The organism is Blautia sp. MCC270 (assembly GCF_018785605.1).
Taxonomy (GTDB): Bacteria; Bacillota; Clostridia; order Lachnospirales; family Lachnospiraceae; genus Blautia_A; species Blautia_A fusiformis.
The window spans coordinates 15695-36359 of sequence record NZ_WQQD01000016.1; the positions used below are offsets into that span (position 1 = coordinate 15695).

At 46.4% G+C, this 20665-nt stretch carries 16 protein-coding genes; 14 read left to right on the top strand and 2 right to left on the bottom strand.

All coding sequences use genetic code 11. The features are described from left to right. The 10 genes from acsB (at position 1) to GPK58_RS05545 (ending at position 12457) form a co-directional block, all read left to right on the top strand. Positions 1–2130: an acetyl-CoA decarbonylase/synthase complex subunit alpha/beta gene (gene acsB, locus GPK58_RS05500; RefSeq protein WP_092072021.1), complete on the top strand. Its 2130-nt coding sequence runs from the start codon at positions 1–3 to the stop codon at positions 2128–2130. A 172-nt stretch (positions 2131–2302) separates the two neighbouring features. Beyond that, positions 2303–3244: an acetyl-CoA decarbonylase/synthase complex subunit delta gene (acsD, locus tag GPK58_RS05505; RefSeq protein ID WP_015525297.1), complete on the top strand. Its 942-nt coding sequence runs from the start codon at positions 2303–2305 to the stop codon at positions 3242–3244. A gap of 21 nt (positions 3245–3265) precedes the next feature. Then, positions 3266–4612, top strand: a complete 1347-nt coding sequence (gene acsC, locus GPK58_RS05510) for an acetyl-CoA decarbonylase/synthase complex subunit gamma (protein WP_015525296.1) — start codon at positions 3266–3268, stop codon at positions 4610–4612. A gap of 110 nt (positions 4613–4722) precedes the next feature. After that, positions 4723–5508, top strand: coding sequence for a carbon monoxide dehydrogenase/acetyl-CoA synthase methytransferase subunit (gene acsE, locus GPK58_RS05515; RefSeq protein WP_015525295.1), 786 nt, complete (start codon positions 4723–4725; stop codon positions 5506–5508). Between the two features lie 148 nt (positions 5509–5656). Beyond that, the gene (acsV, locus tag GPK58_RS05520; protein WP_092072018.1) at positions 5657–7597 is read left to right on the top strand and encodes a corrinoid activation/regeneration protein AcsV; all 1941 of its coding nucleotides are present in this window, start codon (positions 5657–5659) and stop codon (positions 7595–7597) included. A 27-nt stretch (positions 7598–7624) separates the two neighbouring features. Then, the gene (locus GPK58_RS05525) at positions 7625–8287 is read left to right on the top strand and encodes a DUF3786 domain-containing protein (RefSeq protein WP_118608064.1); all 663 of its coding nucleotides are present in this window, start codon (positions 7625–7627) and stop codon (positions 8285–8287) included. 98 nt (positions 8288–8385) lie between these two features. Then, complete coding sequence (locus GPK58_RS05530; protein ID WP_015525292.1) at positions 8386–10071, top strand: formate--tetrahydrofolate ligase; 1686 nt, start codon at positions 8386–8388, stop codon at positions 10069–10071. Positions 10072–10169: 98 nt separating this feature from the next. Next, positions 10170–10799: a cyclodeaminase/cyclohydrolase family protein gene (locus GPK58_RS05535; RefSeq protein ID WP_021977714.1), complete on the top strand. Its 630-nt coding sequence runs from the start codon at positions 10170–10172 to the stop codon at positions 10797–10799. 14 nt (positions 10800–10813) lie between these two features. Beyond that, positions 10814–11665 (top strand): bifunctional 5,10-methylenetetrahydrofolate dehydrogenase/5,10-methenyltetrahydrofolate cyclohydrolase, encoded by an 852-nt coding sequence (locus GPK58_RS05540; protein ID WP_015525289.1) that lies wholly within the window; start codon positions 10814–10816, stop codon positions 11663–11665. A 30-nt stretch (positions 11666–11695) separates the two neighbouring features. Beyond that, the gene (locus GPK58_RS05545; protein WP_330627208.1) at positions 11696–12457 is read left to right on the top strand and encodes a glucosaminidase domain-containing protein; all 762 of its coding nucleotides are present in this window, start codon (positions 11696–11698) and stop codon (positions 12455–12457) included. 424 nt (positions 12458–12881) lie between these two features. Here the strand turns inward: GPK58_RS05545 and GPK58_RS05550 are convergent, their stop codons facing one another. Further along, entirely contained in the window at positions 12882–14390 is a 1509-nt protein-coding gene (locus GPK58_RS05550) for a 4Fe-4S dicluster domain-containing protein (protein WP_092072010.1), read from the bottom strand. Positions 14391–14790: 400 nt separating this feature from the next. On the opposite strand from GPK58_RS05550, the gene GPK58_RS05555 reads away from it, so the two are divergent. The 4 genes from GPK58_RS05555 (at position 14791) to spoIVA (ending at position 20466) form a co-directional block, all read left to right on the top strand. Next, positions 14791–15270 (top strand): complex I 24 kDa subunit family protein, encoded by a 480-nt coding sequence (locus tag GPK58_RS05555; RefSeq protein ID WP_015525285.1) that lies wholly within the window; start codon positions 14791–14793, stop codon positions 15268–15270. Continuing rightward, positions 15267–17138, top strand: a complete 1872-nt coding sequence (locus tag GPK58_RS05560; protein ID WP_021653014.1) for an NADH-quinone oxidoreductase subunit NuoF — start codon at positions 15267–15269, stop codon at positions 17136–17138. Before GPK58_RS05555 ends, GPK58_RS05560 begins: the two co-directional genes overlap by 4 nt. A gap of 15 nt (positions 17139–17153) precedes the next feature. Beyond that, positions 17154–18851, top strand: a complete 1698-nt coding sequence (locus GPK58_RS05565) for a [FeFe] hydrogenase, group A (RefSeq protein ID WP_015525283.1) — start codon at positions 17154–17156, stop codon at positions 18849–18851. A 145-nt stretch (positions 18852–18996) separates the two neighbouring features. After that, positions 18997–20466, top strand: coding sequence for a stage IV sporulation protein A (gene spoIVA / locus GPK58_RS05570; RefSeq protein ID WP_022426914.1), 1470 nt, complete (start codon positions 18997–18999; stop codon positions 20464–20466). A gap of 36 nt (positions 20467–20502) precedes the next feature. Here the strand turns inward: spoIVA and GPK58_RS05575 are convergent, their stop codons facing one another. Further along, complete coding sequence (locus tag GPK58_RS05575; RefSeq protein WP_015525281.1) at positions 20503–20664, bottom strand: hypothetical protein; 162 nt, start codon at positions 20662–20664, stop codon at positions 20503–20505. Between the last annotated feature and the right edge of the window lies 1 nt (position 20665).

The following is a 20665-nucleotide window of genomic DNA, read 5'->3' on the forward strand; positions in this document are numbered from 1 at the left end:
GTGACTTTATTTGATAGAGTATTCGGCGGAAACGATGCTGTATATGGTTTAACAGAGGGTGCTATTGACGGCGCGATCGCTCAGTATGGCGAAGACAAAGCTGTCAGCTTCCCGAATACCGCTTACAGCCTTCCTTGCTACTATGCTGTAACAGGAACAAAAGTTACAACATTAAAAGAATTAAAAGAAGCTCTTGGCGTTGTAAAAACACTTATGACAAGAGAGAAAAGACTGAACGATGCATTCATGTCCGGTGTTGCTACAGCACTCTGCGCAGAGTTCATCGAGGTTCTGAAATATATCGACGGAGCAACTCCTTACGAAGAGCCATGCTATGGACATCTTGGTGATGCTGTTATCCGTGAGCTCGGTGTACCGCTCGTAACAGGCGATATCCCAGGCGTTGCTGTTATCCTTGGTGCTGCTCCTACTACAGAAGAGGGTGTTGCTCTTGTAAAGAGCTATCAGGCACAGGGTATCCTGGTAACACTTGTTGGCGGAATCATTGATCAGGTCGCAGAAGCCGGAATGAAGACAGGTGCCAACGTTCGTGTTATTCCTCTTGGAAAAGATGTTACATCTGTTGTTCATGTAGTTTCCGTTGCAATCCGTGCAGCGCTGATCTTCGGTAACGTAACACCTGGAGATGCAGGAACACTTATGAAATACACAATGGATCGTGTACCGGCATTTGTTAACGCATTCAAACCTCTGGATGATGTGATCGTAGCATGCGGTGCAGGCGCTATCGCACTTGGATTCCCGGTTGTTACAAATGAGACAGAGAATATCTTCCGTGTACCGAAGAGCCTTATCGTTCAGGAGGACGTAAGCAAATTTAACGCTACTTCTCTTGAGGCGCGTGATATTAAGATCAAGATCACAAATATCGATATTCCGGTTGCTTTTGCATCTGCATTCGAGGGTGAGATCATCCGTCGTAAAGATATGCAGGTTGAGTTCGATGGCTCCCGTGTAGACTGTGCAGAGCTTGTACAGACCTGCGATGCTTCTGAGATCGAGGATCACAAGATCACAGTAATCGGACCTGAAGTAGATGAGATGGAATTCGGCAGCAAGAACAGCATTGCATATGTTGTTAAAGTTGCAGGTAAGAATATGCAGTCTGACTTTGAGCCGGTTATCGAGCGTAAATTCCACAACTACATCAACTGTATCGAGGGTGTATACCATACAGGACAGCGTGATATGCAGCGTATCCGTATCAGCATTGACGCATTTAATGCAGGATTCAGAATCAAACATATCGGTGAAGTTCTTTATGCATCTGTTAAGAATGAGTTCGATGCAGTTGTTGATAAATGTGAGGTTGTTATCTATACAGATCCTGCTGAGTGTACAAGAATCCGTCATGAGGTTGCAATTCCGATCTTTGACAAACGTGATGAGCGTCTTGATACTCTGACAGATGAGTCTGTTGACGTATATTACAGCTGTATCCTTTGCCAGGCATTCGCACCAAGCCACGTATGTGTAGTAACACCTGAGAGACTTGGTCTTTGCGGTGCGGTTTCATGGCTGGATGCAAAAGCTACACATCAGCTTGACCCGGCTGGTCCTTGCCAGATCATCACAAAAGAGCGTCCGATCGATGAGAATCTTGGTTCTTATGAGGACGTTGATGAGGCAGTTCAGAAATTCTCCCAGGGTGCTCTGGAGCACGTTACACTGTACTCCATCATGCAGGATCCGATGACTTCCTGCGGATGCTTCGAGTGTATCTGTGGTATCGAGCCATTCTCCAACGGTGTTGTTATTGCTAACCGTGAGTATGCAGGCATGACACCACTTGGAATGACATTCCCTGAGATGGCATCCATGACAGGTGGTGGAGTTCAGACACCTGGATTCATGGGACATGGTAAACATTTCATTTCCTCCAAGAAGTTCATGAAGGCTGAGGGCGGTATCGAGCGTATCGTATGGATGCCGAAAGAGCTGAAAGAATTCGTAGCTGACAGACTTAATAAGACTGCAAAAGAGCTTTACGGAATCGATAACTTTACAGACATGATCGGTGATGAGACGATCGCAGAAGATCCGGAGACACTGGTTGCATTCCTTACAGAAAAAGGACATCCGGCTCTCGGACTTGATCCGATGATGTAATTTATCCGGGAGAAAGGATGTGCGGACATCCTTTCTCCTGTAAACTGTTAAAAAGTTTGTTGATTTTTTAACAGAAATATAGTGCTGCATCTTGCCAATAACTGGTGCTATGTAGTATAATATAAGAAGCTCTGTAGTTTTTAATTATTATTTTTAAGGAGGCTAACGAAAAATGCCGTTTAATCAGAAACCACAAAAGTTCAATGCAAAGATTAATGCTGTCACAATCGGAAGCGGAGATAAGACTGTGACAATTGGTGGGGATTGTACATTCCCATTTTATTCCTTTGACGCAGAGTCAGAGAACTGCCCGAAGATCGGTGTAGAGATCTCTGATATGGGTCTTGAGGGCGTATCTGAAGGTATCAAAGCTTACTATGAAGGCGCTACTACAATGGCTGACATTGCTAAGAAAGCTGCAGCTATGGAGGGTGCTGACTTTGTTGCACTTATTCTTGAGGGCGGCGACCCGAACGGTGTTAACAAATCTATCGATGAGCTGATCGCAGTTGTTAAAGAAGTTGCAGATGCAGTTGACTGTCCACTGGTTGTAGAGGGCTGCAAGAATGTTGAGAAGGATGCAGAGCTCCTTCCGAAGGTTGCAGAGGCTCTTCAGGGCAGAAATGCACTGATCCTTTCCGAGAAAGAGGAGAACTACAAAGCAATCGGTGCAGCAGCAGGTCTTGCTTACAATCAGATCGTAGGCGCTGAGTCTGCCGTTGATATCAACCTTGCTAAACAGCTTAACGTTGTTACTACACAGCTTGGTGTAGATGCAAAGAAGATCGTTATGAATATCGGTAGTGCAGCAGTTGGTTATGGATATGAGTACGTAGTATCTACTATGGACCGTATCAAAGGTGCCGCTTTAGGCCAGAATGATAACATGCTGCAGATGCCTATTATTACACCTGTATCCGCTGAGACATGGAATGTTAAAGAGGCAATGGCTTCTGAAGCAGACATGCCGGCATGGGGACCACAGGACGAGCGTGGAATCGACATGGAAGTTGAGACAGCAGCAGCTGATCTTGCAGCTGGTTCTGATGCAGTTATCTTAAGACATCCGGAATCTGTTAAGACAATTTCCAAGCTGATCAAAGCACTTGCGTAATAAATAGGAGGATAAAGAGCTATGGCACTGAATGGTATTCAGATCTTTAAATTAACACCAAAGAAAAACTGTAAGGAATGTGGATGCCCTACATGTATGGCTTTCTCTATGAAAGTTGCACAGGGCGCTATGAAAATTGAGCAGTGTCCTCATATGTCCGAGGATGCATTAGCATCTCTTTCTGAGGCAACTGCACCGCCAATGAAAACTATCAAGATCGGAACAGGCGATGGAGAGTTTACACTTGGTGGAGAGACTGTTCTTTTCAGACATGAGAAGACATTTGTAAGCAAAACAAGATATGCCGTATCACTTTGCACATGCATGAGTGATGAAGAAGTAGAAGCAAAACTTGCAGAGATCCCACACGTTGACTATGATCGTATCGGTGAGAGAATGCATGTAGAGCTTGTGTATGTAAACTGCGATGAGAATGCAGATGCTGCAAAATTTACAGCACTTGTAGAGAAGGCTAAAGGTCTTGGAAGAACACTGATCCTTGGCTGTACAGATCCTGAGATCGCAAAAGCTGCCCTTGAAGTATGTAAGGACGGCAAACCGGTTCTTAACGGAGCAAACGCTTCCAACTACGAGGCAATGAGCAAGGTTGCTACAGATGCAGGCGTAGTTCTCGGTGTATCCGGTAAGGACATCAATGAATTATATGATACTACAGCAGCTATTGAGAAACTTGGCAACAAGAATCTCGTACTTGATACAACAGGAGCTGACATCAAAGAGACCTTTGCAAATACTGTACAGGTTCGTCGTGCAGCTCTTAAGAATCAGGATAGAACATTTGGTTATCCTTCTATCGTTAACCTTGTTAAACTTGCGAAGGGTGACAAACATTTACAGGCAGCACTTGCTTCCATGTTTACTATGAAATATGGTTCTATCATCGTTATGGAGCAGATGACATATGCAGAGGCACTTCCGCTGTTCGGTCTTCGTCAGAACGTATTTACAGACCCGCAGAAGCCAATGAAGGTAGAACCGGGCATTTATCCTCTGAACGGAGCAGACGAGAATTCTCTCGTTGTAACAACAGTAGACTTTGCTCTTACATATTTCGTAGTATCTGGCGAGCTGGAGCGTTCCGGTGTTCCGCTTAACCTGGTGATCAATGATGCAGGCGGACTTTCCGTACTTACATCCTGGGCAGCAGGTAAATTCTCCGGAAACAGCATCTCCGAGTATATCAAAGAGAATGTTGAGCCGAAGGTTAAATGCAGAAGACTGGTTATTCCTGGTAAAGTAGCAGTTCTTAAGGGCGATCTTGAGGCTAAGCTTCCTGGATGGGAGATCATCGTAGGACCAAGAGAAGCAGTACAGCTTGTGAAATTCTTAAAAGACCTTGATGCATAAACTTAAGGTTTAAGAAATCAGCTGTCCGGCAATATCGCCGGCAGTTATAAACGGCTGTGCAGGTTTGCTGCACAGCCATATCCTACTAATATGTAAAGGAGAACACGAGTATGGCAAAATTTGTAACAATTGGGGAGAGACTTTCAACAACAGCACCGGCAGTAAATAAAGCATTTACTGAGAGAGATCCTGAGCCGATCATCAAAAGAGCAAAACAGCAGCTTGATGCGGGCGCTACATATCTTGATGTAAACATCGGACCGGCTGAGAACGATGGAGAGGACCTTATGAAATGGGCAGTACAGCTCCTTCAGTCTGAGTTTGACAATGTTCCGCTTGCTCTGGATACTACAAATCAGAAAGCTATTGAGGCTGGTATTTCCGTATACAACAGAAGCAAAGGTAAACCGATCGTAAACTCTGCAGATGCTGGAGACAGAATTTCCAATATCGACCTTGCAGCAGCTAACGATGCGATCTGTATCGCACTTTGCTCTTCCGGTATGGTTGCATCAGACAATGACGAGCGTATGATGCACTGCCAGAACATGCTTGAGAGAGGCCTTGGCCTTGGTATGGAAGCAGAGGATCTCTGGTTTGATCCGCTTTTCCTGGTTGTAAAAGGAATGCAGGACAAACAGATGGAAGTTCTTGAGGCAATCAAGATGTTCTCCGAGATGGGTCTGAACTCCACTGGCGGTCTTTCCAACAACAGTAACGGTATGCCAAAACATATCCGTCCGATCATGGACTCTGCTCTTGTAGCTATGGCTATGATGAATGGTCTTACATCTGCAATCGTTAACCCTAACGACCTTCGTCTTATGGAGACAATCAAATCCTGTGACGTATTCAAGGGTAACACACTTTACGCAGATTCTTACCTTGAGATCTAATTTGGCGTGTGAACAAAACAGGAGCGCTGTTTCAGAGGCTGGGGGCTTCGGCCTTCAGCCTCTTTTTTACTAATATAGTTTAGTCTAACTCCCAACGCCACAGGTGGAAGACGAATAACTTTTACGAGGCGAGAAAGGTGGTTGCCGAATGTTTAAGGTGACTTTTGCTTTTGAAAATGGCAGTACGGTAGAAGCATTTGCCAATGCGGGGGATAATTTACTGGAGGTTGCTCGTAGTGCCAATGTGGCTATCGATGCACCATGTTCCGGAAACGGAGCCTGTGGAAAATGTCGGGTACAGTTAAAAAGCGGAGAACTGGACTCAAAGAAAACTCTTCATATTTCGGATGAAGAATATGGCGCAGGCTGGCGTCTGGCCTGTATGAGCAAGATCAGTGCAGATGTGGAGGTTCTTGTTCCGGATATTGCATCCGCGTATAAGAGCCGAATGAAAGTGGCTGATTTGAGCTCAAAAGAAGAAATCGCTATTTTTGAAAATGCCAAGCATGAAGTTGAGATGGCTGGCATAGAACTTACAAACAGTCTTGATGTTGTGGAACTTCAGATGGATATTCCATCACTGGATGATACCATGCCGGATAATGAAAGACTGACCCGTGCACTTCAGAAGTTTATGAACCTGAAGCGTGTCAGAATTCCGTATGCGGTGCTTAAGAAGCTTCCGGATGTACTTCGTGAGAGTAAATTTTCTGTGAAGTGCGTGGTTCGTACAGCACCAAATGACATGTATGTTTATGATATTTTTGACAGTAAGAAAGATGTTGTGATCGGTGGTCTTGCTGTAGATATCGGTACCACAACCGTTTCTGCAGTCCTGATCAATATGGAAACAGGAGAGATCCTGGCCAAGAGTTCTTCCGGAAACGGACAGATCCGTTTTGGTGCGGATGTTATCAACCGTATCATCGAATCTCAGAAACCTGGCGGAAAGAAGAAACTTCAGGATGCAGTGATCAAAGAGACCATTAACCCGATGATCCATGAGATGTGCAGAAGCATTCATTTCCCGGAGGAACAGATCTACCGGATGTGTGTTGCTTCCAATACGACCATGAATCATCTGTTTGCAGGGATCAATGCGGATCCGCTTCGTATGGAACCGTATATTCCTACGTTTTTCAAAACAAATTCCTTGTTTGCATCGGATGTGGGAATTGAGATCAATCCGGATGCACATATTATCATGGCTCCGAATATCGGAAGCTATGTAGGTGGAGATATCACTGCCGGTACACTGGTAAGTATGATCTGGAACAGACCGGAATTTTCTCTGTTTATCGACCTTGGTACTAACGGAGAGCTTGTATTCGGTAATTCCGATTTTATGATGAGCTGTGCATGTTCCGCAGGTCCTGCCTTTGAGGGTGGAGATATCAGCTGCGGTATGCGTGCTACAGACGGTGCTATTGAGGCATGTACCATTGATAAAGAAACTATGGAGCCGACATATAAGGTTGTAGGCGAACCTGGAACCAAACCGGTAGGACTTTGCGGTTCCGGTATCATTGATGTGATCAGTGAACTTTTTATGACAGGAATCATCAATCCGAAGGGAAAATTTGTCCGTGAGGGCAAAAGAATCCGTCACGATCACTATGGCATGGGAAGCTATGTGATCGCGTTTGAAGAGGAAGCCGGTTCTGCCAAGGATGTTGAGATCACAGAAGTAGATATTGATAACTTTATCCGTGCCAAAGGCGCTATTTTCTCTGCAATCCGTACTATGCTGAATTCTCTTGATTTCGATGTTTCCATGATCGATGACGTATATGTTGCCGGTGGAATCGGAAGCGGGATCAATATGGCTAATGCAGTACATATCGGAATGTTCCCGGATATCCCTCTTGAGAAGTTCCATTATATTGGTAACTCTTCTCTGACGGGTGCTTATCTGATGCTTCATTCCACATCAGCAGAGAAGAAAACCTATGAACTGGCTTCAAATATGACTTACCTGGAGCTTTCTACAGTTCCTACCTATATGGATGAGTTTGTAGGTGCATGCTTTATTCCGCATACGGACACAAATCTGTTTCCGTCTGTTATGGAAGAACAGCAGAAGAGATAAAGCAGACTAAAACAGCAGAGGTAAAACATGGCTTTTAGTATAAATGACTTGAATTATGAAAAAGACAGCAAGGAAAGAATGCCCTGGGAGCATTATACAGAGGAGTTCGCTAAGGCAGACCCGGCAGAAATTGCCGGACGTCTTTCACTTCCTTATGACGAAGAGAAGAAAGAACTGACTCTGAAATTCCTGGGAAGCGTTTATCATATTTCCTGGCCGGATTTTCAGGTAACTCATGAAGAAGATGATGCGGGATATTATCCTCTTGAGGAAATGCATTATGCAAAGATCCTTGCTATCCGTTTTCTGCTGAACGGGAATGTATCTCAGGGAAGCGGAAGGTTTAAAACATACAGGGAAATGCCCTGGGGAGAGGTTTATCTCCGTCAGTTTGATGGCAGGTGCATCAAACGCCTGGCATTCACATATGGAAACAGACTTAAGGATTTCAAGGAGATCATGGAACACATCCATGCGGTTCCCGTGGATCATGGAGATATTGCATATCAGGTGGAGATCTTTCCGGGATATGTAGTTCAGATGATCCTCTGGGAGGGGGATGATGAATTTCCGCCGTCCTCACAGATCTTGTTTTCTGATAATTTTCCGGTTTCCTTTGCAGCCGAGGACATGGCTGTTATGGGAGACGTTATCATTGGGTCTTTAAAGGCATTTCTGAAATGTCTTTAAAAATGAAAAATAGTTAAGAACAGGATGGGACCTGTTTTTATAGAGATGCAGTTTTAAGGGATTAAAAACTGTAAAAATACCTAAAGGGAGGTAACATTATGGGATTTAAAAGTGACATCGAGATTGCACAGGAGTGTGAAATGCTTCCAATCACACAGATTGCAGAGAAGGCAGGTATTGACGACAAATATCTGGAGCAGTACGGTAAGTACAAAGCAAAAATTGATTACAATCTGTTAAAAGAGAGTGACAAGAAAGATGGTAAGCTGATCCTCGTAACAGCTATCAACCCGACACCTGCAGGAGAGGGAAAAACAACAACAACCGTTGGTCTTGCAGATGCAATGCAGAAAATGGGCAAAAAAGTAATGGTAGCTCTTCGTGAGCCATCCCTCGGACCGGTATTCGGTGTAAAAGGTGGTGCAGCAGGCGGCGGTTATGCACAGGTAGTTCCGATGGAGGATATCAACCTTCACTTTACCGGTGACTTCCATGCGATCGGTGCGGCAAACAACCTTCTTGCAGCAATGATCGACAACCATATCTTCCAGGGTAATGACCTGAACATTGACCCGAGAAAGATCACATGGAGACGTTGCGTGGACATGAACGACCGTCAGCTTCGTAATGTAGTAGATGGTCTTGGCGGAAGAACAAACGGTATGCCTCGTGAAGACGGATACGACATCACAGTTGCATCTGAGATCATGGCAGTTCTTTGCCTCGCAAGTGACATCAAAGACCTGAAAGAGAGACTTTCCAGAATCATCATCGGATATACCTATGGTAAAGTTTCCGAGCAGAAACCGGTAACAGCTGGTGATCTTCATGCAGAGGGTGCTATGACAGCACTTCTGAAAGATGCCCTGAAACCAAACCTTGTACAGACACTGGAGCATGTTCCTGCAATCGTACACGGCGGACCATTCGCAAACATCGCTCATGGATGTAACTCCGTAACAGCTACAAAGATGGCTATGAAACTTGCAGATTATGCTATCACAGAGGCTGGATTCGGTGCTGACCTTGGTGCAGAGAAATTCCTTGACATCAAGTGTCGTATGGCAGGCCTTCATCCAAGCGCAGTTGTTATCGTAGCTACTGTTCGTGCGCTGAAATACAACGGTGGTGTTCCGAAGGCAGATCTGAACAACGAGAACCTTGAGGCTCTTGAGAAAGGTCTTCCAAACCTTCTGAAACATGTAAGCAATATCAAGAATGTATACAAACTTCCATGTGTAGTTGCTATCAATGCATTCCCGACCGATACCAAGGCAGAGCTTGACCTGGTTGAGGCAAAATGTAAAGAGCTTGGCGTTAACGTTGCACTTTCCGAGGTATGGGCAAAAGGCGGCGAAGGCGGCATGAAGCTTGCTGAGGAAGTAATCCGTCTTGTTGAGGAGCCGAATGACTTCACATATGCTTATGAGCTTGAGGGATCCATCGAGGATAAACTGAATAACATCGTACAGAAAGTTTACGGTGGTAAGAAAGTTGTTCTTACAGCAAATGCTCAGAAACAGGCAAAACAGCTAGAAGCACTTGGATTTGGCAACTGCCCGATCTGTGTTGCTAAGACACAGTACAGTCTGACTGATGATCAGACAAAACTTGGTGCACCGACAGACTTTGAGGTAACAGTACGTAACCTGAAGATTTCCGCAGGTGCAGGATTCATCGTTGCTCTGACAGGTGAGATCATGACTATGCCAGGTCTCCCGAAAGTACCGGCTGCAACCAAGATCGATGTAGATGAGACAGGTAAGATCACAGGTCTCTTCTAATCGGAACATAAGATCAAAAACAACCGGAGGGGGCTTTTTATAAAGCCCCCAATGGGCTCTAAAGAGTGCTAAAATAAGAATATAAGGAGGAGAGTCCTATGGGATTTTCTACAAGTACATGTACTGAATTTGTTGAGGTATTAAGCTCCAAGGCACCGGTTCCTGGCGGCGGCGGCGCTTCTGCTCTTGTAGGTGCGGTTGGTACAGCTCTTGGAAACATGGTTGGAAGCCTTACTGTCGGTAAGAAAAAATATGCAGATGTAGAAGATGAAATGTGGGAGCTGAAAAAGAAATGTGATCAGCTTCAGAAAGATTTCCTTCATCTGATCGAGAGAGATGCGGAAGTTTTTGAGCCTCTTTCCAAGGCTTACGGAATGCCGAGAGAGACAGAAGAAGAGAAGGCTGAGAAGGCTCGAGTAATGGAAGCTGCCCTCAAGGAAGCATGCTCTGTTCCTATGGAGATCATGGAGAAATGCTGCGAGGCTATTGAACTTATCGTTGAGTTCGGAGCAAAAGGTTCCAAGCTTGCAATCAGTGATGCTGGTGTAGGTGCTGCATTCTGCAAAGCAGCTCTTAAGGGAGCAAGCCTGAATGTGTACATTAACACAAAATCTATGGCTGACCGTGCGTATGCAGAGGAATTAAACAAAAAAGCAGACGCTATGCTTGAGAAATATACAAAGATTGCAGACGAGACATTTGACAGTGTTCTCGGAAGACTGAAATAGGAGGAACCAGACAAATGGCAAAGCAGTTATTAGGTAAAGAAGTAACAGCAGCTCTTAACGAGAAGATCAAAGCTAACGTTGCAGAGCTTCAGGCAAAAGGTGTAGATCCTACACTTTGCATTATCCGTGTTGGTGAGAATCCAAGCGATATTTCCTATGAGAGAGGTGCTACAAAGCGCTGTGAGACTCTTGGTGTTGCATGTGAGAAAATCCTTCTTCCGGAGGATGTTTCCCAGGATGAGCTTCTTGCAACCATCGATAAAGTAAACAAAGATGACAAGATCCATGGAGTTCTTCTGTTCCGTCCGCTGCCAAAACATCTGGATCAGGCAGTGATCGAGAATGCACTTGCAGCAGAGAAGGATGTTGACTGTATGACAGATCTTTCCATGTCTGGTGTATTTACAGGCAAGAAGATCGGATTCCCGCCATGTACACCGCAGGCATGCATGGAGATCCTTGATCACTATGGAATCGACTGCACAGGCAAAAAAGCGGTTGTTATCGGAAGAAGTCTTGTAGTTGGTAAACCGGCTGCCATGATGCTTGTTAAGAAAAATGCGACAGTAACGATCTGCCATACAAGAACCGTTGATATGCCATCTGTTGCAAAAGAGGCGGATATCGTCATCGTTGCAGCTGGTCGTGCTGGTGTTGTTGGCGCTGATTATGTCAGAGAGGGACAGACTATTATCGATGTTGGTATCAATGTCAATGCAGAGGGCAAGCTTTGTGGTGATGTTGATTATGCGGCAGTTGAGCCAATCGTTGATGCGATCACACCGGTTCCTGGCGGAGTAGGAAGTGTTACAACTTCTGTTCTTGTAGGTCATGTGGTTGAAGCTGCAATGAGAAAAGCGCAGTAATAACAGTAATAAAGGATTGATCATTTATATATGTACAGATTCCGAAATAGTTTTTGTTTACGGATGATGGTACTTGCAGGCGTTCTGGTGTTCGGAACGCCTGCAAGTGTTTTGGCAGAGGAAGCGGATCATTCTATGGAGGGTCAGATTTCGAAGCCTCAGTCATCTGGAGAGAGTGATACAGAGGGTTTTGTGGATGATTCCACAGATAATACTTATGGATATTATACGATCATGGGGTGTACCACAGTGGATGCGGAGGATATGGTAGTGCAGTATGAGGCGCAGAATGTGGAGTATCCTTCCGGCATCCTGACGGAGGGTGGTGCACCGGATATTGATACGTTTTGCACGATTGTGATAGAGGAAGCGGATGCGGAGGGCGTCCGTGGAGAGGTTGTTTTTGAGCAGGCGATGCTTGAGACCGGATGGCTTCAGTTTGGTGGGGATGCCAGTGCAGGGCAGTTTAATTTTTCGGGGCTGGGGACTACCGGTGGTGGTGTTGCCGGTAATTCTTTTCCTGATGTAAGGACGGGAATTCGGGCGCAGGTGCAGCATTTGAAGGCTTATGCTTCTTCGGAGGAGCTGAACCAGGCTTGCGTGGATAATCGGTTCCAGTATGTTTCCCGTGAGAGTGCGCCTTATGTGGAGTGGCTTGGGATCCAGGAGAATCCTTATGGGGGCGGATGGGCCGCCGGGAGGAATTATGGATATAAGCTTAGGAGTCTTCTGGCGGAGTTGAAGGGGGAGGAGTATACCTGGCCGGAGAGTACGGAGACGGTGGAGAAGTAGTGGTGGTGGCGAACGGGACGGCCCGGAAGGGAGTGCGGTTCTGTCCGCGGCCGGGCTTCGTCGGCGGCTGGATCTAAGGCGCCGGGATTCTGCTAAAACCATTTTCCAAAAGCCAGAACTCGCGGCTTTTTGCCGCTCAGACAGCTGGCTTTTGAAAAATAACGCAGAAGTCCCGCCGCCTAAGATCCAGCACACCTCCTGCAGAGTCGTCCGCAGACAGAACCGCACTCCCTTCCGGGCCTGTGCGTTGGCGGTGTTAGGTTGTCTGGCTATGGGGAAGGATGTGGATGAGGGATGGAGGCGGGCTTTGCCCTGTCCTGGTTGATAAAAAATGGAGATGTAACCTGGATTTTTAATCATCTAGGTTGCATCTCCGTTTTTTATTTAATAATGCTTAAAAAGTATTTCGATATATTGGGGGTATTTAGTTCAACTCCAGGTTTTCCAGTTCCTGTGAGGGGAGTTTTGGTTCTGAGCTGTCTACGTATTTTTTGAGGGCCTTGGAGGTTTTTGCGAAGCCGGCGTTGGTTCCGGCGCCTCCGATGCAGCCTCCGGGGCAGGCCATTCCTTCGATCATGCAGTTTTTGATCTTGCCGGCTTTTGCCAGAGTGAGGACTTTTTTGCATTCGGCAAGGCTTTCTGCGTGTTCGATGTGGACTGGTACATCGGGATAGTATTCCTTCAGACAGTTTTCGATGGCTCCGGCTACGCCGCCTGCAATGGCGTAGCCTCGTCCTGCTGCGGTTGCGGCCTGGGTTTCTTCCGGGAGCTCTTCGCAGGTGGATGGGGTGATGCTTTTGGCGTCGAACAGGCCCCAGAGTTCCTCGAAGGTGATCACGAAGTCTACATCACTTCTTACGGAATGTCGCATGGCTTCCAGTTTTTTGGAGGCGCATGGTCCGATGAAGACTACTTTCGCATGGGGGTGCTCTTTTTTTACGATCCGGGCAGTTGCCACCATCGGGGTCAGCTCCTGGGAGATGTTGTCGATCATAGCCGGGAAGTATTTCTTTGCCATGACGGACCAGGACGGGCAGCAGGAAGTGAGGAGGAACGGGAGGTTGCCGGTGGCTACTTCTTTGGCGTAGTGGTGTGCCTCAGAGATGCAGCCGATGTCTGCGCCCAGTGCTACCTCGTAAATGTTTGAGAAGCCCAGCTGTTTAAGGGCGGAGCGGAATTTGCCCGGGGTGACGTCTTCGCCGAACTGGTTGATGTAGGCGGGGGCGATTTCTGCAATGATCTCAGTTCCTTCTCGAAGGGCGTGGGACAGCTGGAAGATCTGGGATTTGTCGGAGATAGCTCCGAATGGACAGCTGACCATGCACATGCCGCAGGATACGCATTTATCCTGGTTGATGGAGGCGCGTCCCTGTTCATCGCTCTCGATGGCTTTTACACCGCAGGCACGTTCGCAGGGGCGTTCTTTATGGGCGATGGCATCGTAAGGACAGACAGCTTTGCATCTTCCGCAATGGATACATTTGTCCTGGTCGATGAAGGATTTTCCGTTTACCATGGAAATGGCGCCTTTGGGGCAGGTGAGTAAACAGGGATGTGCGACACAGCCGCGGCACATGTTGCTGACTTCGTATTTGTTGGATTCGCATGCGGAACATGCGGAAGGGATCACCTGCATAAGAGGTGGTTCATAATATTTCTCGTCAATGTTGCTGGCCTTCACGCCATCGGTAAGGTGGACGGAACGATTTTCCGGGCGGAGGGAAAGTCCCATGGCCAGACGGACACGTTCGCTTGCAACAGCTCTTTCACGATAGATGCTTTCGCGGTATTTCGCGCGTTCCTCTACAATATTGTAGGGAATGGATTCGATATCATGGATCATTGATTCGTCCGTGGATTCAAATCCGATCTTAGCAATTTCGGTAAAAATCTTTCGCCGGATCTGTTTTACTGGTGTGTCAAGATTTCGCATAGATGTTCTCCTTTACAAAATAAATTAATTAAATGTTTTCCACGCACTTTTTATCTATCTTAAAGTAATTGAGAAATAAAATCAATAACCGGCTTTAATGTTTTGGGGCAGAAACAAAGAGCAGATTTGTATCTTTATTATCAAGGCTGTTAAAAATTGAACATATTTTATGGAAAATAGATACAAAATCAGTAAGCCACTGTAAACATTTCAATATATTCTGAAAAAAGCAAAAAAACCGCTTGTGAAAAATGACCATATAAGTTATAATTAAAGGCATGAAATAGTGCAAAATAATGATTTGCATAAATGCGCGGCACTGACAGAGTGTTAAAGCATTAACCTGTAGTGGAACAGGTTGATCAAGTGGAAAATCTATGAGAAACAAGGAGGGAACCGAATGTTAGACCAGACGTATTACAGAAAAACGGACGAGATCATCGAGCACTACGGCCGGAAAGCTGCATCACTGATTCCGATCATGCAGGATATTCAGGCTGAGTACCGTTATCTTCCGGGAGAGCTTCTTACTTATGTTGCGGAACAGATTGGTGTAAAAGAAGCGAAGGCGTACAGTGTAGCTACTTTCTATGAAAACTTTTCCTTTGAGCCGAAGGGCAAGTACATCATCAAGGTATGTGACGGTACTGCCTGTCATGTACGTAAGTCCATGCCTGTAAAGGAAGCAATGCTGAAGGAACTTGGACTGAGTCATAAGAAGCATACTACAGATGATATGATGTTTACCGTTGAGACAGTTTCCTGTCTTGGTGCCTGCGGACTTGCACCGACACTGACTGTAAATGATGAAGTTCACCCGAAGATGACTCCTGAGAAGGCTGTTGAGCTTTTAAATGAATTGAGAGGTGAGAGCGTATGAGTATAACCAGTATGGAAGATCTGAAAAACAAACAGGCTGAGGTTAAGAAGAATCTTGATGGCTATACCTGCCGTGTTCTCGTCTGTTCCGGTACCGGATGTATTGCTTCCGGTGCTCAGAAGATTTATGAAGAAATGTCAAGACTCTGTGAGGGAATCGAGGGTGTTGCGGTTGAGATGCAGAAGGATGTTCCTCATGTAGGAATCGTTAAGACCGGATGCCAGGGCTTATGTGAACTTGGTCCTCTTATGAGAATTGAGCCCTATGATTATCAGTATGTACATGTTCAGGTAGACGACTGTCGCGAGATCGTAGAGAAGACCGTGATCTGCGGACTGCCTGTTGAGCGTCTGTTTTATCGTCATAATGATGAGGCCTGTCCACATCCCAGTGACATTCCGTTCCTGAACCAGCAGACAAGGATCGTTCTTGAGAACTGTGGCAAGATCGATGCAGAGTCCATTGATGAATATATTTCCGTAGGCGGATTTTCCGCTATGGCGAAGGCTTTCTTTGAGATGACCCCACAGGGTGTTATCGACGAGATCTCGAAGTCTGGTCTCCGCGGCCGTGGCGGTGCAGGCTTCCCTGCAGGCAAGAAATGGTCACAGGTTGCACGCCAGCCGGAAAAAGTCCGTTATGTAGTATGTAACGGTGATGAGGGTGACCCGGGAGCATTTATGGATGGTTCCGTAATGGAAGGTGATCCTTACAAGATGATCGAGGGTATGGTGATCGCTGCCTATGCAGTAGGTGCAGAAGATGGTTATATTTATGTGCGTGCCGAGTATCCTCTTTCTGTACAGAGACTTCGAATGGCTATTGAGCAGGCAGAGTCCTATGGCCTTCTTGGTGATAATATCCTTGGTTCCGGTATTAATTTCCACTTACATATCAATCGCGGTGCCGGAGCGTTCGTATGTGGTGAAGGTTCTGCCCTGACTGCTTCTATCGAAGGCAACAGAGGTATGCCTCGAGTAAAACCTCCGAGAACGGTTGAGCAGGGCCTGTGGGGTAAACCTACGGTTCTGAATAACGTAGAGACTTATGCCAACGTACCGAAGATTATCCTTCAGGGAGCAGACTGGTTCCACACCATCGGTACAGAGGGAAGCCCTGGAACCAAGACTTTCTCACTTACCGGTTCCATTGAGAACACCGGTCTTATCGAGGTTCCAATGGGAACAAGCCTCCGTCATATCATTTATGACATCGGTGGTGGTCTTAAGAGTGGTGCTGCATTTAAGGGTGTACAGATCGGTGGTCCTTCCGGTGGATGTCTGATCGACGATCAGATCGATCATCCGCTTGATTTTGATTCTGTTAAGAAGCTGGATGCCATCATGGGTTCCGGTGGACTGGTTGTTATGGATGAGAATACCTGTATGGTAGAGGTTGCGCGTTTCTTCATGAGCTTTACACAGCGTGAGAGCTGTGGTAAATGTGTTCCCTGCCGTGAGGGTACCAAACGTATGCTTGAGATCCTGGAGAGAATCGTCGCAGGTAAGGGTGAGCTTTCCGATCTGGATGAGCTGGAAGAGCTTGCAAACATGGTTCAGAGCATGGCCCTGTGCGGACTCGGTAAGAGTGCACCGCTTCCGGTCATCAGTACTCTGAAGCGTTTCCGTGACGAATATGTAGAGCATATCGTAGATAAAAAATGTCGTGCGAAGGTCTGCACGGCGCTCCGTCAATTCCATATCAATCCTGAGTTCTGTATCGGCTGCGGCAAGTGTGCAAAGAACTGTCCGACTGGTGCGATTTCAGGAAAGATCAAGCATCCACATGTAATCAACAATGACGTATGTATCAAATGCGGATCCTGTAAGGATAACTGTAACTTTGATGCGATTTATGTGGAAGCATAGAAGGGAGGATATCTTATGGGTACAATGACAATTGACGGAAGAAAAGTAGAATTTACTGACGAAAAAAATGTCCTGACAGTCATCAGGAATGCCGGTATCAATATCCCCACACTGTGCTATCATTCAGAGGTTTCCACCTTTGGTGCCTGTCGTCTCTGTACAGTTGAGGATGACAGAGGCAAAACATTTGCCTCCTGTTCCGAGCAGCCGAGAGACGGAATGGTTATCTATACCAACTCCGGTCGTATTAAGAAATATCGTAAACTGATCGTGGAGCTGCTTCTTGCAGCACATTGCCGTGACTGTACAACCTGTGTAAAGAGCGGCGAATGTATCCTGCAGGAGCTGGCACATCGCCTTGGCGTGCGGGATATCCGTTTTGAAAATACAAGAGAACAGCACGAGATCGATGACAGTTCACCGTCCATCATCCGTGATCCGAACAAATGTATCCTCTGCGGCAACTGTGTACGTGCCTGCGAGGAACTTCAGGGAATCGGAGCTCTTGGATTCGCATTCCGTGGAACAGAGGCCATGGTTATGCCTGCATTCAATAAAAAGATTGCTGAGACACAGTGTGTAAACTGTGGTCAGTGCCGTGTTTACTGTCCGACAGGAGCCATCTCCATTCGTACACATATGGATGAGGTTTGGGATGCACTTGCGGACAAGGATACCCGTGTGGTTGCCCAGATCGCGCCGGCAGTCCGTGTAGCAGTTGGTGATCACTACGGCCTCACAAAGGGCAGGAGCGTTATGGGCAAGATCGTCAACGCACTCCACAGAATGGGCTTTGATGAAGTATACGATACCACATTCAGTGCCGATCTTACTATTATGGAAGAGACCAAGGAGTTCTTAAACAGAGTAGAGAAGGGTGAGAACCTTCCGCTTCTGACCTCCTGCTGTCCTGCATGGGTGAAGTTCATCACAGATCAGTATAAGGAATATGTTCCGAACATTTCTACCTGCCGTTCCCCACAGGGAATGATGTCTGCGGTTATCAAGGAATACTTCCGTGATCCGGAGCATGCAGCAGGCAAGAAGACCGTTATGGTTTCCATTATGCCATGTACAGCCAAGAAGGCAGAGGCAATCCGCCCCAACAGCTTTACCGATGGCGAGCAGGATACCGATATCGTTATCACAACCACAGAGCTTCTCCGCATGATCGATAACTTTGGTCTTGATTTTGCAACACTGGATCCGGAAGCATGCGATATGCCGTTTGGATTTGGTTCCGGCGGTGGCGTTATCTTCGGTGTTACCGGTGGTGTTACCGAGGCAGTTCTTCGAAGACTGAGCCCGGATCACAGCAAGGAAGCCATGCATGAGATTGCAGAGTGCGGTGTTCGTGGTGAAGAGGGAATCAAGGAATTTACCGTACCGTACAAGGGAATGGATATCAATGTATGCGTAGCCAGTGGCCTTGCAAATGCAAGAACCGTTATGGAACGTGTAAAGAACGGCGAGGCAAACTATCATCTGATCGAGGTTATGGCATGCCGCCGTGGATGTATCATGGGTGGAGGTCAGCCGACCAGATCCGGTGACAGAACCAAGGCAGCCAGAGCAAGAGGTTTGTACAATGCAGACAATACCATGATCATCAAGAAATCCGATGAGAACCCACTGGTTCTGGAGCTTTATGAGGGACTCCTCAAAGGCAAAGAGCATCATCTGCTTCACAATGAGTTCTATATCAAAGACTGATATGAGGAATACAAAGAGCTGCTGTTCCCGGTGAACAGCAGCATATAAGAAGCCTTCCGGGCATATACTGTGGTATGCGGGAACTGTCTTTTTTAAGACGTTTCCCGGAACTTACAGGCCAGTATATGCAGGGAGGCTTTTTTATATGGAAAACTTTCAGGTTTACCGTGATATCCAGGCGCGGACGGGCGGGGATATCTACATAGGGGTTGTGGGACCGGTCCGTACAGGAAAATCCACATTCATCCGGAGATTTATGGAGCTGATAGCACTGCCATCGATCAGCGAGGGAAAAAGAGCAGAACTTCAGGATGAACTGCCATTAAGCGGTGCCGGAAAAATGATCACCACCGTAGAACCCAAATTTATTCCAAAAGAAGCAGTGGAAGTATCCATAGGGGAAAACCAGAAAATCCGGGTAAAACTCATTGACTGTGTAGGCTTTCTGGTAAAGGATGCATCCGGAAATGTGGAAGAAGGCAGGGAGCGGATGGTCAAAACTCCCTGGCAGGAAAAAGCAATCCCGTTCCATGATGCAGCCCGCATTGGAACGGAAAAAGTGATCAGCCAGCATTCCACCATTGGGATTGTAGTCACAACAGACGGAAGTTTTGGGGAGATTCCCAGAGAAAATTTTATTCCGGCAGAGGAACAGACCATAAAAGAACTGAAAGTCCAGGGAAAACCCTTTCTGATCCTGGTAAACTCCCAGACTCCCTACAGTGAGGAAACCGGAAAAACTGTAAAACATCTGGAAGAGAAATTTGGAGTATCCGTTCTGGCAGTCAACTGTGAACAGCTTCGAAAAGAGGATGTGACCAGAATCCTGGAGAAGATCCTTTATGAATTCCCGGTCAGTGAGATAGAGCTTTTTGTTCCCAGATGGGTGGAGATGCTTTCTCCGGAACATGAGGTAAAGGCGGCTCTGTTAAATGAGATTCGGGAAAAGATGACCAGACTTACTCATGTGCGTGATGTAAGCAGAGAATCAGTATATCTGGAAAGTCCATATGTGGAAGATACATTGCTTGAGCAGGTCAGTCTTTCCGATGGAAAAGTCCGTATCCGGATCGCAGTAAAAGACATTTATTATTATCAGATGCTCAGTGAAATGAGCGGGATATCTATGGAAAGCGAATATGAACTGATCCAGACCATAAAAGAGCTTGCCGGTATGAAGGAACAATTTGTAAAAGTCCAGGCTGCCCTGGAAGCGGTAAAAGGAACAGGGTATGGGGTTGTGGTGCCTGAGCTTTCCGAGATCACTATTGAGGAACCTGAGGTGATCCGTCAGGGAAATAAATTCGGAGTAAAGATCCGGTCAAAAAGTCCGTCCATTCATATGATCCGGGCGGGAATCGAAACGGAGATCGCTCCGATTGTTGGTACAGAACAGCAGGCGGAGGACCTGATAAAGTATATCAGAGAAAGCCCGGAGCGAGGGGAAAGTATCTGGGAGACCAATATTTTCGGAAAATCCATCCAGCAGCTGGTGGAAGACGGAATCCGGAACAAGCTTGCCATGATCAGCGAAGAAAGTCAGGTGAAGCTTCAGGATACTATGAAGAAGATCGTAAATGACAGCAAAGGCGGACTGGTGTGTATCATCATATGAATGGAGAATAGAATTGCAAAGCAAAAAGGACGTTCTTCAGCAGACGTCCTTTTTTTGATGTTGTTTTTTCCATTCTGCGATAAACTGAAGCTGTTCCTGGTCAGATAGTTCCTGGGAAGCGGCGTCATTTCCTGCAGCGGCACAGCAGAAAAGAACAAAGATCTGGAGTCCGAAGAATACAAGAAAAAAGAGAAGCATA

Excerpts from the sequence above, each read along its gene's own strand:
- GPK58_RS05555 (WP_015525285.1), top strand. The coding sequence starts at position 14,791 with ATGTTAGACCAGACGTATTACAGAAAAACGGACGAGATCATCGAGCAC.
- GPK58_RS05525 (WP_118608064.1), top strand. The coding sequence starts at position 7,625 with ATGGCTTTTAGTATAAATGACTTGAATTATGAAAAAGACAGCAAGGAA.
- GPK58_RS05535 (WP_021977714.1), top strand. The coding sequence starts at position 10,170 with ATGGGATTTTCTACAAGTACATGTACTGAATTTGTTGAGGTATTAAGC.
- acsC (WP_015525296.1), top strand. The coding sequence starts at position 3,266 with ATGGCACTGAATGGTATTCAGATCTTTAAATTAACACCAAAGAAAAAC.
- GPK58_RS05560 (WP_021653014.1), top strand. The coding sequence starts at position 15,267 with ATGAGTATAACCAGTATGGAAGATCTGAAAAACAAACAGGCTGAGGTT.
- GPK58_RS05565 (WP_015525283.1), top strand. The coding sequence starts at position 17,154 with ATGGGTACAATGACAATTGACGGAAGAAAAGTAGAATTTACTGACGAA.
- GPK58_RS05575 (WP_015525281.1), bottom strand. The coding sequence starts at position 20,664 with ATGCTTCTCTTTTTTCTTGTATTCTTCGGACTCCAGATCTTTGTTCTT.
- acsE (WP_015525295.1), top strand. The coding sequence starts at position 4,723 with ATGGCAAAATTTGTAACAATTGGGGAGAGACTTTCAACAACAGCACCG.
- GPK58_RS05530 (WP_015525292.1), top strand. The coding sequence starts at position 8,386 with ATGGGATTTAAAAGTGACATCGAGATTGCACAGGAGTGTGAAATGCTT.
- GPK58_RS05550 (WP_092072010.1), bottom strand. The coding sequence starts at position 14,390 with ATGCGAAATCTTGACACACCAGTAAAACAGATCCGGCGAAAGATTTTT.
- spoIVA (WP_022426914.1), top strand. The coding sequence starts at position 18,997 with ATGGAAAACTTTCAGGTTTACCGTGATATCCAGGCGCGGACGGGCGGG.
- acsV (WP_092072018.1), top strand. The coding sequence starts at position 5,657 with ATGTTTAAGGTGACTTTTGCTTTTGAAAATGGCAGTACGGTAGAAGCA.
- acsD (WP_015525297.1), top strand. The coding sequence starts at position 2,303 with ATGCCGTTTAATCAGAAACCACAAAAGTTCAATGCAAAGATTAATGCT.
- GPK58_RS05540 (WP_015525289.1), top strand. The coding sequence starts at position 10,814 with ATGGCAAAGCAGTTATTAGGTAAAGAAGTAACAGCAGCTCTTAACGAG.
- GPK58_RS05545 (WP_330627208.1), top strand. The coding sequence starts at position 11,696 with ATGTACAGATTCCGAAATAGTTTTTGTTTACGGATGATGGTACTTGCA.